Genomic DNA, 14,101 nt, shown 5'->3' with positions numbered 1-14,101 from the left:
TGCCATGCAACTCGCTGAAATCTCCATCCGACGACCGGTGTTCGCCACCGTGCTTTCGCTGCTGGTGCTGCTGATCGGCGCTGTCAGCTTCACGCGGCTGTCCGTGCGCGAATATCCCAAGATCGATGAGCCGGTGGTGACGGTGAGCGTGCGCTATGCCGGCGCGTCGGCGGAGGTGATCGAGTCTCAGGTGACCAAGCCGCTGGAGGACTCGATTGCGGGTATTGATGCGGTGGACGTGATCACGTCCATCAGCCGCGCTGAGCAAAGCCAGATCAGCGTGCGGTTCCGGCTGGAAAAAGATGCCGACAATGCTGCCGCCGAGGTGCGTGACCGCACCGCCCGCGTGCGCAATCGCCTGCCCAACGCCGTGGACGAACCCGTGATCGCCAAGGTCGAGGCCGATGCGTCGCCCGTGATGTGGGTGGCCTTCAGCAGCGAAACCCGCAGCCCGCTGGAGATCAATGACCTGGTCAACCGCATCGTCAAACCGCGCTTGCAAACGGTGACCGGCGTAGCCGATGTGCCCATCTATGGCGAGCGCAAGTACGCCATGCGCGTGTGGCTGAGCCCTGAACGGCTGGCAGGCTACCGCCTGACCACGCAGGATGTGGAAGATGCCATCCGCCGCAACAATCTGGAGTTGCCCGCAGGTCGCATCGAGTCGCAGCAGCGCGAGTTCAGCGTAACGTCGCAGACCGACCTGGCGACGCCCGCGCAGTTTTCCAACGTGGTGATCCGCACCGTCAACGGGTTTCCGGTGCGCATTCGTGATGTGGCGCGGGTCGAAGAGGGTGCTGCCAGCGACCGCAGCCGCGTGCGGCTCAATGGACGCGAGGCGATTTCGGTCGGTGTGATCCGCCAGGCCACGGCCAACCCGCTGGAGCTGTCCAAGGGCGTGCGCGCCATGCTGCCCACGCTCAAGCAAGACCTGCCGCCCGACGTTGCCATTGACGTTGCCAACGACAACTCGCTGTTCATCGACCGCTCCATCAAGAGCGTGTACTCCACCATCATCGAGGCGGTGGTTTTGGTGGCGCTGGTGATCTTTGTGTTCTTGCGCACCGTGCGGGCGTCGATCATTCCCATCATCACCATCCCGGTGAGCCTGGTGGGCAGCTTTGCGCTGATGTCGCTGGCCGGTTTTTCCATCAACACACTGACCCTGCTGGCGCTGGTGCTGGCCATCGGCCTGGTGGTGGACGATGCCATCGTGATGCTGGAGAACATCTACCGCCACATCGAGGAGGGCCTGGACCCGTTCTCGGCCGCCATCAAGGGCGCGCGCGAAATCGGGTTTGCCATCGTGGCCATGACGCTCACGCTGGTGGCGGTGTACGCGCCGCTGGCCTTCACGCCGGGCCGGACGGGCCGTCTGTTTGTTGAATTTGCGCTGGCGCTGGCGGGCGCGGTGGTGGTGTCGGGTTTCGTGGCCCTCACGCTGTCGCCCATGATGTGTTCGCTGCTGCTCAAGCACAACCCCCAACCCAACTGGTTTGACCGGTCGATGGAGCGCTTGCTCACTGCGCTGTCGGATGGGTATGGGCGTCTGCTGCGCTGGGTGGTCACCGCGCGCTGGGGTGCGGGCGAAGGCGGCAGGGGTGGCGTGCGTGGCGCCGTTGTCCAGGCACGCTGGCTGGTGCTGGTGGTGATGGTGGCCAGCGGCGCGGCGCTGGTGGTGGTGTATCCGGGCATGCGCCAGGAGCTCTCGCCCATGGAAGACCGCGGCATCATCCTGGCCAACGTGACTGCGCCGGATGGCGCTACGCTCGACTACACCAACCGCTACGCGCTGGAGCTGGAAAAGATCGGCAAGGCCTACCCCGAATTCGACCGTATCTTTGCCAATATCGGCAACCCGACGGTGGCGCAGGGCAGCGTTATTTACCGCACGGTGGACTGGGAAGATCGCACGCGCACCACGCTGGAGCTGGCCCGCGAACTGCAGCCCAAGGTGGCGGGGCTGCCTGGCGTCAATGCCTTCATCATCACGCCGCCGTCACTGGGCCAGGGGTTTCGCTCGCGTCCCCTCACCTACGTGATCCAGACATCGGATAGCTACGAGAACCTGAGCAAGGTGACCTCGGCCTTCATGGCCGAAATGGCCAAAAACCCCGGCATTATCGGTCCAGACTTGGACCTGCGCCTGAACAAACCCGAGCTTCGCATCGAGGTCAACCGCGAGCGCGCCGCCGACCTGGGCGTGAGCGTGGAAGTGGTGGCCAAGGCCATCGAGACCATGCTGGGTGGCCGCACCGTGACGCGCTACAAGCGCGATGCCGAGCAGTACGACGTGATCGTGCAGACCGAGGCCCGCGGCAGGACCACGCCCGAGAACATCGACAGCATCTATGTGCGCGGCCGCAATGAGGCCATGATTCCGCTATCGAGCCTGGTCAACGTGCGCGAGAGCGTGAGCCCGCGCGAGCTCAACCACTTCGGGCAGCGCCGCTCGGCCACCATCACGGCCAACCTGTCGCCCGACTATTCGCTGGGCGAGGCGCTGAATTTCATGGATGCCACTGCGGCCAAGGTGCTCAAGCCCGGCTACACCACCGATCTGAACGGCACCTCGCGCGAGTTCAAAAGCTCTCAGGGCGCTTTGGGCATTGTGTTCGTGCTGGCGCTGTTGTTCATTTTCCTGGTGCTGTCGGCGCAGTTCGAGAGCTTCATTGACCCGCTGGTGATCATGGTGTCGGTGCCTCTGTCGATGATTGGCGCATTGCTGGCGCTCAAGTGGAGCGGGGGCTCCATCAATGTGTATTCGCAGATTGGCCTCATCACCCTGGTGGGGCTGATCACCAAGCACGGCATTTTGATCGTGGAGTTCACCAACCAGCTGCGCGAGCAGGGCATGGAGATGGTCGATGCACTGGTCAAGGCATCCGCCCAGCGTCTGCGCCCCATTTTGATGACCACGGGCGCCATGGTGCTGGGTGCCATTCCGCTGGCGCTGGCCAAGGGGGCGGGTGCGGAGACACGCACGCAGATCGGATGGGTGATTGTGGGCGGAATGTCGCTGGGCACACTGCTCACCATTTTTGTGGTGCCCACGGTCTACACCCTGTTTGCGCGCAAGGCCGTGCCCGGCGCTAACACAAGCGCCGCGGTGGAGGAGCCCGCGCATCCGCTCCATGCGGTGGGGCTTGGGGACGTGGCCAAATAGCCGCTGCCAGGCCGCTGCCAGGCCGCTGCCGGAGCGCTGCGCTGGGCTCGCCGTGGAATCAGGTGCCGGTGGCGGTCAGCAAGGCCACAGCGTCGCTGATCGCACTGGCCGTTTGGGGGCGCACCAGCCGGGCGGTTTCCTGGCCGTCCTTCAGAAACACCAGCGTAGGCCAAAGCTTGACCCCAAAACTGCGCCCCAGGCGCTGGCCCGGGCCGTCTTCCACCTTGATGTGGGCCACGCCCGGCTGGCCTCCCAGCACCTGCTCGATCAGCGGTTGCGCCCGCTGGCAGTGGCCGCACCACGGCGTGCCGAATTCGACCACGGTGGCACCGACCATCCGGTCCACGTCGTCGCGTGATGGGGGTTGGGTCAGGTGTTGGGCGGCGTACGGCATAAGCGCAATATTTTGGATCAATCCAAATCCAGCCGTTCATCGGAGCTGATCGCTCGCTCGGTCAACCCTGGCGGGGAATCTTTCGGCACGCTCGCCCTCTGGCTGAAGCAAGGCGTGGGGCGCGGCAGGCGCCCTCAGGCGCTGGCGATGAGTCGATCCAGCCGTAAGTGGTGGACACACTGCGCATGCGGATGCCCATGCGCGCGCACTGGGATGCGGGTGCGGCGGCCACGCTACATGGGCAGTTAGTGTTTTTTGCTGAGTTCCTGGCCGCTGCGCTTCTCATATCGGGGATCAGTATGTCAAAGAGCACTCCCTTACGAAGACGGAGATTGATTGGCCTAGTCGCGCCGCTGTGCAGCCATGTGAGATTCGTTCAATGGCTTGGACCTTGACTGCTGCCATGAGCGGCTCACACGTTCTCGCAAAGCACCCTTGCGCCGCTCACTTGGGTGCAGCACATTCATCGCAGCGTCCGTAAAGGGTCAGTTCATGTCGCTCGACGGTGAAGCCTTTAGGCGCCAAACGGTCCAAGTCTCCAGGGCATTCATGCACGTCGAATACGCGCTTGCATTCGTTGCACTGGAAGTGGTGATGATGACCATGGTGCGTGGGTTCGTACCGCGCCCCTTCGCCGGGCAAAACCACAGGCTCGATTTCGCGAGCCTCCACCATCAGCTTGAGATTGCGATAGACGGTCGCTGTGCCTAAACCTGGGACCTCGGATTGCGCCATTGCACAGATCTCTTGTGGAGAGAGGGGGCGCCCGGCTGCCTCGATGACGGCTCGCATCGCGGCGCGCTGGCGGGTGCTGCGTTCCTGGGACATGAGATGGTTTGATGTGAAACTGAAACAGGCCAGATTTTGTCATGTTACGATAATGGGATTCCATTATCATTAAGATGGCATACCTTAATCACGCCTTCCGGTCACCGTGCTCTCGGGTTTTCTGGGTGTCGGCAAGACATCTCTGCTCAACCACGTGCTGCGCAATCGCGAGGGCCGACGCGTGGCAGTCATCGTCAATGACATGAGCGAGGTCAACATCGACGCCTCGATCACCGGGCGCGAGGCGCAACTCTCACGTTACACAGCTACAACGCCAAGGCTTTTGACGTTTTCACCAACCGCGGCATTTGCCGCTGCTTCTTTCATCTACCAATCATGAACGCCAAACCTTCATCATCCGTTCAGTTTCCTCGCCGTTCTCTGCTGGCCCTGGCCGCCGCAGCCCTGGTCACCGCCTGTGGCGGCGGCGGTGGGGATGACCGCGCCCACAGTGATACCGTCATCGACACGGCAGGCCGATTGGCGTTGGCAGAAAACGGTGCGTCGGCCGTGCGGATATTCGATCTCGACAGCAAGACGTTTGCCGCGACATACGCCATGGATAACGCACCTTCTGCGCTGTACACCAGTCCGGGGGGGCGTTATGTGGTGGCCATGCAGCGGCTGCAGGACAAAGTGCAGTTCATCGATGGCGGCGTCTGGCAGGAAGACCATGGCGACCACCTGCACGACTACAGGCAGGCAACTGCAGCCGTGGCCTGGGCGCTGACTGGCTCTCGCCCCACGCACTACGACGTTCAGGCCGGCAGACAGGCCGCATTTTTCATGGACGGAAACACGGCAACCACCCCGGTTCAAAACGCTGGTGTGCGGCTGATCACCGACGCATCAATCGCTGCGAAGCGCATTGACGCCAGCCTGGACCTTGCTTTCCCCATCCACGGCTTGGGCGAGCCCATGGACAACAAGCTGCTGGCTGTATCCCGTGCCGCAGATGCCACCACCACCCTGCCCACGCATCTGGAGCTTTACCAACGCAATGGTAGCGGCTACACGTATGACCGGCAGTTGGCCACCCGTTGCGAAGGCATGCATGGTTCCTTCAGCAGTGGCACCCACACCGCAGTCGGTTGCAATGATGGTGTGATGGTAGTGACCCACACCAGCGCCACAGCGGTCACCGATCGAATGGTTAACACGCCGTTGCGCGTGGGTACCATCGCAGGCCATCCTAAACTGGCAGGACAGTTCATCGGCATCGGCACCGAAGGCACCGCTGCCGCGCCGCCTGTCACCACGCGCTACTTTGCCATCAATGCAGTGGCTGGCACAGCGGCCGCGCTGACTTTGCCGGGCTGGGACAACGGCCGCGTGCGACGTGCCCACGCATTTGACCGCAGTGGCTCCCGCTTTGCTGTGCTGGACGACCAGGGCGCATTGCGCATGGTGACGCGTCAATCAAACGCCTGGGTGGCTGGGCCTGTGGTGGCTGGCGTGGTGCCCTCCATGCCTACTGCTGCTCCGCAACCAGCCATCGTCGCCAATGGCGCGAAAGACGAGTTTTACGTGACAGACCCTGTGGCCAAGCAGTTGATTACCGTCAACAGCCAGACCGGTGCCGTGGTCAGCCGCACGGCGCTGGGCTTTACGCCATCGGCCATCACCTGGACCGGTATCACACGATGAGAGCACGCAAACCTGTTTCGCCATGTTCGGTGGCAGCGGCGCTGGTGTGTTTGAGCATGGCCCAGGCTACACAAGCCGCCGAGCCTGGTGGCTGGGGTGTTGGTGCCGTGCTGGATGTGGCCCACACATCGCGCGGGCTGGCCTTGGGCCAGCGTGAAAAAGGCCTGCAATTGGGTCACAGCGATCTGAGTGCTGCAGGCCCTGTGGGGCAGGCACTCGAAGCCCGCTTCACCGTGGCGGCGCACGCCCACGACGGGAAGGTGGAGGCCGAGCTAGAAGAGGCGTATTTGCAGACGCGCTCGCTACCAGTGGGATTACAGGTGCGTGCAGGAAGGTTCCCGTCGCAAATTGGCTATTTAAACGAGCAGCACCCGCATGCCGATGACTTTGTCGAGCGCCCGCTGCTGTACCGTGCCTTCTTGGGCGGGCACTGGTTTGACGACGGTGTGCGCGTGAACTGGACGGCACCCACCCCTTTCTACCTGCGCACAGGGCTCGAAATCTTCACTGGCAAACAACTGGTGAAAGAGGCCGCCCGTGCCCGCAGCCCTGGTGCCCTCACGCTCAGTGCCAAGCTGGGTGACGACTGGGGCCGTTCCCAAAGCTGGCAGCTGGGTGCGGCCTGGTTGCACAACCGCCGTGAGGCCGCCCAGCACGAAGAGGGTGCCGACGGCGGTGAGGCGGGGCATGACCACAGCCATGACCATGGGCATGCACACGGTGCAGCCTTCAGCGGGCGCAATATGGTGCTGCTGGATGCCGCGTGGAAATGGGCGCCTGACGGCAACAACCGCGAGCGCCAGCTGAAAGTGGTGGGCGAATGGGCACGCGTTAGCGGCATCAACCGCCATGCGCGCAGCAGCGACACGCACGAAGCACAGTCGCTGATGGCGGTGTGGCGCTGGGCGGCCCCGTGGGAAGCCGGTGTGCGGCTGGACTGGCTGAAGGCGCGCAGCCCACATGGCGACCACTTTCACAACGTGCGCCTGCGCGAACAGTCGTTGATGGTGGCCTACAAACCCACCCATGCCCAGACGGTGCGGCTGCAACTGACCGGCCAGTCTGGCGCGAAAGGGGTGGAAGGCGCGGTTAAACGGTCTGTGCAATTGCACTACATACTTAGCTTTGGAGCCCATGGTGCGCACAGCTTCTGACTGTTCATACATGGTATCCAAGTGGCTATCGTCTCCTACAGGTGGCTGCGGATGGCTTCGCCAACTGGCGGTGGTTATTGGCTTGGGGATCGCCACGGCCCAGGCGGGAGCCACCACGGTGTTTGCCTGTGAGCCCGAATGGGCCGCGCTGGTCCGCGTGCTCCTGCCAAACGCCAAAGTACACGTGGCGACCCATGCCAAGCAAGACCCTCACCACATTGAGGCCCGCCCAGCGCTGATTGCACAGATGCGCAGCGCCGATCTGGCAGTGTGCACGGGAGCGGCACTGGAGGCCGGTTGGCTGCCTATCCTGCAACAGCGCTCGGCTAATCGAAAGGTGCAGGACGGCCAGGCGGGCATGTTCTATGCGGCCGACCATGTCAGCCTGATTGATCCTAGGCCCGTCACATTGAACCCCTTTGCGGGCGACGTACACCCCGAAGGCAACCCGCATCTGCATGCCGACCCGCGCCGTGTTGCGCAAGCGGCAAAAGCATTGGCTGAACGCATGGCAACGCTCTTTCCGGCGCAAGCCAGCGACGTGGCGGCAAGACACAAGGCTTGGGACGAACGCTGGCAACGGCACATTGCGCGCTGGAGCCAGCAGGGGCGTTTGCTGAAAGGTCGCAAAGTGGCCGGTCAGCACACCACATTTGGCTACCTCTGGCATTGGCTGGGCATCGAAATGGTGGCCGATTTAGAACCCAAGCCTGGCATGCCGCCCACCCCGGGGCACCTGGGCGCTTTGCGTGATGGCCTGCTGACCGACCCACCTGCAGCCATCGTGGTGGCCGGGTATCAGGATGACCGCTCGGCACGCTGGTTAGCCCAGCAGCTTCAAGGCAAGGCCCCCTTGTTGGTGTTGCCCGCGACGGTGGATGATGCCAGTCATCCGGAGGCCTTGGAGCGGTGGTTTGACCGCATATTGTCCGAGCTCTCTGCAGCCGCTGGTGGACGCTGATCTGGCAGATGGGTCTGCTTGATGAACTTGGAAAACTTGTTGATGGCGTTGCCTTGGTGGTTGCCTCCGTTGCTCGCTTTGGGCTTGGGTCTGATGGCGCTAGCTCCACTAGGCGAACAGGTGCTGCGCCGTGGTGTGGTGTTTATCGATCTGGCTGTGGCGCAAGCGGCAGCGGCTGCGGCATTGTGGTGGATCTGGTGGCAGGACCACCCTGGCGCTTGGAGTGTGCGTGGTGCAGCGCTGGTGGGGGCGCTGGTGGCGGTCGGTTGGGTGCAACATCTAGCGCGCCGCCACCCGGCTCAACGTGAAGCCCTCATCGGGCTGGTGTACGTGCTTGGTGCTGGCCTGTCCGTGCTAGGGGCAAGCCAGGATCCACACGGACGGGAACACCTGAGCGAACTGCTGGCCGCCGATGTCCTGTGGGCCGACTGGCCCCAAGTCGGACTCATGGCTTCACTGGTGATGCTGGGCTACGCTTGGCAGAGTGTCATGGCACGCTGGCAACAGGCCGCTCCATGGGGCGACTGGGCGTTTTACGTATGGTTTGCTGTAGTCGCCAGCTTGGCCGTGGGCGTGCTGGGTTTGTGGCTGGTGTTTGCCGCTCTGATCGTGCCTGCGTGGCTTGGCCTGCAAGGTTGGGGGCTTCTCCAACGTTCTGCGACGATCATGCTGGCGTGTGGGGTTGGGCTTGCGGTTTCGGGCACTATGGACTGGCCCAGTGGTGCCTGTGTCATCGTTTCTCTCGCGACGCTGGGGCTGGCCGCCAGCTTTGTCAGATCGCCGGTCAACAAGCTTCATCGTTGATAGCCTGAGCCAGGCGGATGCACCAACAGCATTCGCCACACTCAATGAATTCAGACCCGGATTTCGAACCAAATCAGTTCTTCAACCGCAAGTGAATCACCCCGGTTTTGAACAGTCTTCGCAATACCTTCAATCATCCTAAAAACGGCAGTTGACCGCTTTTAATCTTGCCGCACACCGCGTGGACTCGGGCCTTGCGTTGTTTTTGCAGCCTCACCTTGGGGGTGACAGCGCTATGCACTTGCCAGTACCGCTTTTGGAGCGCCATGCGGTGTTGCTCCTCCTTGCAGGCGCGAGCCTGCCGCGTCGTCGCGCCTTGCCTGGCACCCCAAAAGCAGCGCTGGCAAATGCATCCAACTGCCGTTTTTATTGAGTCGGCATCAACCAACTTGAATGCGTTGATGCGGTTCGAAGCTCTGCGCAAGGCTTCGACAGGCTCAGCCCGAACGGCTGGTTCAAGTTCAAAGGTGCCGACTCAATAGGTTCAAGGCAAGCATGATGGGGCTGCGGCAAGGCCCGGCAAGCCATGGGGTCAGGCTGCGGGCTGGAGCAGGCGCTGCAAAAAGCCCTCGGTGAAGTGCGTGGCGGCAACCTCGGCAAGGCCTTCGAAGACCGAATCGAGCGTGGGCACGGGTGCCGCGCCGTGGCCCCACAGTGCCTTGAGGGCGGCGGGATCTTCCAGCAGACCATGCAGGTACACACCCAGCACATTGCCCGCCGGGTTTTGCCAGGCGATGCCCGGGACGACCTCAAGGGCCACATCGCCACGGGCGGCCATCGCCGGGTGCTGGACGGTCTGGCCGTGGTGGATTTCATAACCTGCCACGCTCACACCGGCCAGCGCGGCCCAAGGGCCCTGAAGTGCGCCAAACTGCACCTGCGTGCGCCGCACGGTCTTGGCCACCTCGAAGGTGGTCACCAGCGGCAACAGGCCCAGGCCGGGCGCGTTGCCGTCGATGCCTGCGGTGTCGATCAGTGCCTCGCCCAGCATCTGCAGGCCGCCACACACGCCAAGCACCGTACCGCCCCGCCCTGCATGGGCGGCAATGGCCTCGTCCAGCCCCTGAGCGCGCAGCCAGGCCAGGTCGGCGGCCGTGGACTTGGAGCCGGGCAGCACCAGCCAGTCGGGGGTCTTCAAATCGGACAGGTCCGCCGGGCTGCGCACCCACCGCAGCCGCACGCCAGGCACGTTCTTGAGGGGCTGGAATTCATCGAGGTTGCTGATGCGCGGGTACGCAGTCACGGCAACCGTGGTGTGCACCGGGCCTGCGGCCAGGGTGCGGTCGTCAAACACGCCGTCTTCTTCGGGCAGGCCGTGACGCCACTGCATAGGGATGGTGGCCACCGTGGGCACACCGGTCAGGTCCTGCAACATCTGCGGGGCGGGGGCCAGCAAGCTGGCATCGCCACGAAACTTGTTGAGCACAAAGCCGCTGATCAGGGCGCGTTCGGTCTCGGGCAGGAGTGCCCAGGTGCCGTAGAGGTGGGCAAAGGCGCCGCCCCGGTCGATGTCGGTCACCAGCAGGCAACGCGCCCCGGCGTGGCGTGCCACACGCATGTTCACGATATCGCTGGCGTGCAGGTTGATTTCGGCGGGGGAACCTGCGCCTTCGATCACGACCACGTCGTTCTCGGCACGCAAAGCATCCAGCGCCGCAGCGATCTGTGGCCACACTGCTTCGCTGCGACTGCGCCAGGGCATGGCGGTGAGCTCGGCGCTCACCTGCCCCATCAGCACGACCTGGCTGCGGGTGTCGGCTTCGGGCTTGAGCAGCAGCGGGTTCATGCGAACCTCAGGCTCGGCGCGGGCTGCAAGCGCCTGGAAGTACTGGGCCGATCCGATCTCGCCCTGGCCGCTGGCGCTGGAGACAACCCGGGCGTTGTTGCTCATGTTCTGCGCCTTGAACGGAGCAACCCGCAGGCCCAGGTGGCTGTAGTAGCGGCACAAGGCGGTGGCAAGCCAGCTTTTGCCCGCTCCGCTGGAGGTGCCAAGCACCATCACGCAGCGCGCTGGGTGAATGCCGGTGGGTGAATGTGGGGGCATGGCAGGGGTCGGGGCAGACACATGGGGCGATCAGCGCGGTGCCTGTGCGTCCGGCAGCGCCGCGAACCGCATCGGCAGAACGCATCGGCAAAACGCCAACACTATCAAAATAATAGCTATCAGGGCAATACTGGCAAGCGTAAACGGCCAAAAATAATCATCAATCACCCGATGCAGCAGGGAGAAAGCTCGTCGCAAAAAGCTCAACCTGCAGCCGGGGCACCGCCGGACGGCAGGCAGGGCAAGGCCACCCACTGGCCCTGGGCCGAATGGATGGCAATGCGGTTGTCAAACACCTGCTCCAGCGCACGGTGGGTGGCCGCATCGTGGGCCGGGCCATGACCGATCAGGCGGCCCTCGGCCAGGATGGCGACGTCGTCGGCCTGCAGCGCAAACGACACCTCGTGCAGCACGCTGACCACCGTCTTGCCCTGAGCCACCAGGTCACGCATCAGCAGCAGCCAGTCGCACTGGTGGGGTGGGTCGAGGTTGGCCAGGGGTTCATCCATCAGCAGCACCTGGGCCTGCACGGCCAAGGCGCGCGCCAGCAGCACGCGCTGGCGCTCGCCGCCCGAAAGCTGCCCCAGCGCACGGTGGCGCCAGTCCCAGGCCCGGGTGGCGCGCAGGGCCTGCTCCACGGCAGCATGGTCGGCATCGCTGGGGGAGGCCAGCCAGGGCTGGTGCGGCAGGCGGCCCAGCATGGCCAGGTCATACACCCGCCAATCGTCGGCGGCCAACTCGTTTTGGCCCAGCCACGACAGGGCCCGCGCCCGGTCGCGGGGGTGCCAGGCGGCCAGCGGGCGACCCAGGAGCTGAACGCTGCCGGTGCATGGCAGCAGGCCTGCCAGCGCGCGCAGCAAGGTCGATTTGCCCGCGCCGTTGGGGCCGACGATGCTGGTCCACCGCCCCGCTGCCAGATGCAGGCTGATGGGGTGCAAAACGCGGTGTTTTCCCACGGTTACGCTGATTGCGTCTGCGCTGAAAGCTATCTTTTCAGGAGCGTTTTGCATTCACAACCCTCCTGCCGAGCCAGTGCGCCGGTGCATCAACCACAGCAGGTAGCCGCCACCGAGCACCGCCGTGAGCACGCCCACGGGCAGTTCCTGCGGGGCCACCAGGCCCCGCGCCAGCAGATCGGCTCCGGCCAGCAACACCGCACCCATCAGGCTGGCGAGTCCCATCAGGCGGCCATGCGGCACGTTGACGACGCCGCGAACCAAATGGGGCGCCGCCAGACCAACAAACGCAATCAACCCCGTCTGGGCCACGGCCGTGCCTGTGGCCAGGGCCAGCACCCCCACCAGCGCGGCGCGCAGCGGAGCCAGCGGCAGGCCCAGGCTGTGGGCGGTGGACTCACCCAGCGCCAGGCCATCGAGGACCCGCGACAGCGCCCAGGCCGCCACCCCACACAGCAGCCAAGCTGCCCCCATCAGCAGGCAGGACGCCCAGCCCACGAAAGCGGTGGACCCCAGCAAGAACGACTGCATGGCCTGGAGCGAAGCGGGCGACAGCAACAGGATGAGCGAAGTGCACGCACCCAACACCACGCCCACGATCACCCCCGCCAGCAGCAGGCGCAGGGTGTGCTGCACGCCGCGCGCCAGCGTCAGCGTGAGCAGCACGGCCAGCACGGCCCCGACAAAGGCGGCCCCGGTCAAACCCAGGCGCACCAGCCAGTGGCCCGAAAACACCAGCGCCGTGGCCGCGCTGTCGGCGCTGCCTGCCAGGCCCGCGCCGCCGCCCATCAACACCAGCGCGGTTGCCACACCCAGCGATGCGCCGGAGGCGCTGCCCAGCAGGTACGGGTCGGCCAGGGGATTGCGAAACAGGCCCTGCGCCACGGCACCCGCCAAGCCCAGCAACGCCCCCGCGCACCAGGCACCCAGGGTGCGCGGCAGGCGGATGTCCCACACGATCTGCCAGGCGATGGCGCGGGCGGAGGGGTCGGCAGCGCCAGCGGCGTCGCCCCACAGCGCGGGCCACAGGTTCTCCAGCCCCACACTGCCCACGCCCGTGCCCAGGGCCACCAGCAGCGCGCTGGCCAGCAGCAGCAAACCCGTCAGCCAGCGGCTGCGTTGCGCTGCCCCTGCAGTCATGGCCGCACCGCCGCAGCTGTGTTGGCAGCGGGCGTGGCCTTGCTGGCCAGGCAGCGCGCCATGATGCGCGCACCCTCGGCCATGCGCGGGCCAGCGCGCACCAGCACGTCGGCTTCGTGCGGCGCAAACACGCACAGCCGCTGCTCGCGCACAGCCCGCAGGCTGCTCCAGCCCGGCCGCTCGTGCAGGCTGCCCATGCTGCCCTCGCCCAACATGATCAGGTCAGGGTCAGCGCGCACCACAAATTCCGGGTTGAGCCTGGGGAACGGGCCCAGCGATGCGGGCAGGATATTGCGGGCCCCCAGGCGCGTCAGCGTCTCGCCAATGAACGACGACGCGCCCGCACCGTAGGGCCCGCGGTTGACCTCAAAATACACGCGCACGCCGCGTGCCGCCACAGGAACGGATTGCGCGGCCGCCTCCACGGCGGCATCGACATGGCGCCACACGCGCTGGGCATCGGGCACGGCCAGCACCTCGCCGATCGTGCCCATCACCCGCTGCACGTCGGCATGGCTCTTGGGTTCCAGCGCCACCACCGCCACGCCCAGCGACTCCAGCCGGGCCGTTGCCCGCGATGATGTGGCCAGCAGCACCACATCGGGCTGCAGCGCCACGATGGCCTCGATGTTCGGGTCCAGCCCGCCGCCCAGCTGGGGCAGGTGCAACACCGCCTGCGGCCAGTTGGAATGGCGGTCCACCCCCACCAGGCGGTGGCACTGGTCCAGCGCGCACACGGTCTCGGTCAGCGAAGGCAGCAGGCTGACGACGCGCCGTGGCGGGCGCGGGAGCGTGACCACGCGGCCCCGGTCGTCAGTGACCTTCACGGGCACGGGGGCGGGGTCGCTGGCAACGGGCAGCGACTGTGCTGGCTGCGCCTGCGCCAGCGCTGCCATCAGCAGTCCCAGCGCCACCACGATGGCGATCACCCACACAATGCGGCGCACAGGGGTTGGTTTCATGGCGCGGTTCCGGTCAGGATCGACGGCAGCCCGACGGCCCTGCGC

General features: G+C 65.0%; 11 protein-coding genes and 1 pseudogene. 6 read left to right on the top strand and 6 right to left on the bottom strand.

All coding sequences use genetic code 11. The features are described 5' to 3' along the window. The first annotated feature begins 4 nt into the window (after positions 1 to 4). Positions 5 to 3,166, top strand: coding sequence for an efflux RND transporter permease subunit (locus tag ACK543_RS11800; RefSeq protein WP_409943042.1), 3,162 nt, complete (start codon positions 5 to 7; stop codon positions 3,164 to 3,166). Positions 3,167 to 3,224: 58 nt separating this feature from the next. Here ACK543_RS11800 and ACK543_RS11795 read toward each other — a convergent pair whose 3' ends face one another. Beyond that, a complete protein-coding gene (locus ACK543_RS11795; protein WP_409943041.1) occupies positions 3,225 to 3,560 on the bottom strand; it encodes a thioredoxin family protein in 336 nt (111 codons plus the stop codon). A gap of 444 nt (positions 3,561 to 4,004) precedes the next feature. Then, positions 4,005 to 4,388 (bottom strand): Fur family transcriptional regulator, encoded by a 384-nt coding sequence (locus ACK543_RS11790; protein ID WP_409943040.1) that lies wholly within the window; start codon positions 4,386 to 4,388, stop codon positions 4,005 to 4,007. A gap of 106 nt (positions 4,389 to 4,494) precedes the next feature. Here ACK543_RS11790 and ACK543_RS11785 point away from each other — a divergent pair. From ACK543_RS11785 to ACK543_RS11765, 5 genes and pseudogenes are all read left to right on the top strand, one after another. Continuing rightward, positions 4,495 to 4,620, top strand: a pseudogene (locus tag ACK543_RS11785) (GTP-binding protein); the annotation flags it as partial. 104 nt (positions 4,621 to 4,724) lie between these two features. Then, positions 4,725 to 6,035: a hypothetical protein gene (locus ACK543_RS11780; protein ID WP_409943039.1), complete on the top strand. Its 1,311-nt coding sequence runs from the start codon at positions 4,725 to 4,727 to the stop codon at positions 6,033 to 6,035. A gap of 56 nt (positions 6,036 to 6,091) precedes the next feature. Then, the gene (locus tag ACK543_RS11775; protein ID WP_409943038.1) at positions 6,092 to 7,189 is read left to right on the top strand and encodes a hypothetical protein; all 1,098 of its coding nucleotides are present in this window, start codon (positions 6,092 to 6,094) and stop codon (positions 7,187 to 7,189) included. A gap of 10 nt (positions 7,190 to 7,199) precedes the next feature. Continuing rightward, complete coding sequence (locus ACK543_RS11770; RefSeq protein ID WP_409943037.1) at positions 7,200 to 8,150, top strand: metal ABC transporter solute-binding protein, Zn/Mn family; 951 nt, start codon at positions 7,200 to 7,202, stop codon at positions 8,148 to 8,150. A 21-nt stretch (positions 8,151 to 8,171) separates the two neighbouring features. Continuing rightward, positions 8,172 to 8,954, top strand: coding sequence for a hypothetical protein (locus tag ACK543_RS11765; protein ID WP_409943036.1), 783 nt, complete (start codon positions 8,172 to 8,174; stop codon positions 8,952 to 8,954). A gap of 532 nt (positions 8,955 to 9,486) precedes the next feature. On the opposite strand, the gene ACK543_RS11760 is transcribed toward ACK543_RS11765, so the two are convergent. The 4 genes from ACK543_RS11760 to ACK543_RS11745 form a co-directional block, all read right to left on the bottom strand. Further along, positions 9,487 to 10,953, bottom strand: coding sequence for a cobyric acid synthase (locus ACK543_RS11760; RefSeq protein WP_409943078.1), 1,467 nt, complete (start codon positions 10,951 to 10,953; stop codon positions 9,487 to 9,489). Between the two features lie 248 nt (positions 10,954 to 11,201). After that, positions 11,202 to 12,008, bottom strand: coding sequence for an ABC transporter ATP-binding protein (locus ACK543_RS11755; protein ID WP_409943035.1), 807 nt, complete (start codon positions 12,006 to 12,008; stop codon positions 11,202 to 11,204). After that, entirely contained in the window at positions 12,009 to 13,094 is a 1,086-nt protein-coding gene (locus ACK543_RS11750; protein WP_409943034.1) for a FecCD family ABC transporter permease, read from the bottom strand. Next, positions 13,091 to 14,056, bottom strand: coding sequence for an ABC transporter substrate-binding protein (locus ACK543_RS11745; RefSeq protein ID WP_409943033.1), 966 nt, complete (start codon positions 14,054 to 14,056; stop codon positions 13,091 to 13,093). Before ACK543_RS11745 ends, ACK543_RS11750 begins: the two co-directional genes overlap by 4 nt. Positions 14,057 to 14,101: the final 45 nt, after the last annotated feature.

Source organism: Acidovorax sp. (genome assembly GCF_046341535.1).
Taxonomy (GTDB): Bacteria; Pseudomonadota; Gammaproteobacteria; order Burkholderiales; family Burkholderiaceae_C; genus Acidovorax.
Note: the sequence above shows the minus strand (reverse complement) of the source record. Positions and strands in the feature narration are given on the sequence as shown.

Coding starts and splice junctions, on each gene's coding strand:
- ACK543_RS11800 (WP_409943042.1), top strand. CDS start 5: ATGCAACTCGCTGAAATCTCCATCCGACGACCGGTGTTCGCCACCGTG.
- ACK543_RS11795 (WP_409943041.1), bottom strand. CDS start 3,560: ATGCCGTACGCCGCCCAACACCTGACCCAACCCCCATCACGCGACGAC.
- ACK543_RS11790 (WP_409943040.1), bottom strand. CDS start 4,388: ATGTCCCAGGAACGCAGCACCCGCCAGCGCGCCGCGATGCGAGCCGTC.
- ACK543_RS11780 (WP_409943039.1), top strand. CDS start 4,725: ATGAACGCCAAACCTTCATCATCCGTTCAGTTTCCTCGCCGTTCTCTG.
- ACK543_RS11775 (WP_409943038.1), top strand. CDS start 6,092: ATGGCCCAGGCTACACAAGCCGCCGAGCCTGGTGGCTGGGGTGTTGGT.
- ACK543_RS11770 (WP_409943037.1), top strand. CDS start 7,200: ATGGTATCCAAGTGGCTATCGTCTCCTACAGGTGGCTGCGGATGGCTT.
- ACK543_RS11765 (WP_409943036.1), top strand. CDS start 8,172: ATGAACTTGGAAAACTTGTTGATGGCGTTGCCTTGGTGGTTGCCTCCG.
- ACK543_RS11760 (WP_409943078.1), bottom strand. CDS start 10,953: ATGGTGCTTGGCACCTCCAGCGGAGCGGGCAAAAGCTGGCTTGCCACC.
- ACK543_RS11755 (WP_409943035.1), bottom strand. CDS start 12,008: ATGCAAAACGCTCCTGAAAAGATAGCTTTCAGCGCAGACGCAATCAGC.
- ACK543_RS11750 (WP_409943034.1), bottom strand. CDS start 13,094: ATGACTGCAGGGGCAGCGCAACGCAGCCGCTGGCTGACGGGTTTGCTG.
- ACK543_RS11745 (WP_409943033.1), bottom strand. CDS start 14,056: ATGAAACCAACCCCTGTGCGCCGCATTGTGTGGGTGATCGCCATCGTG.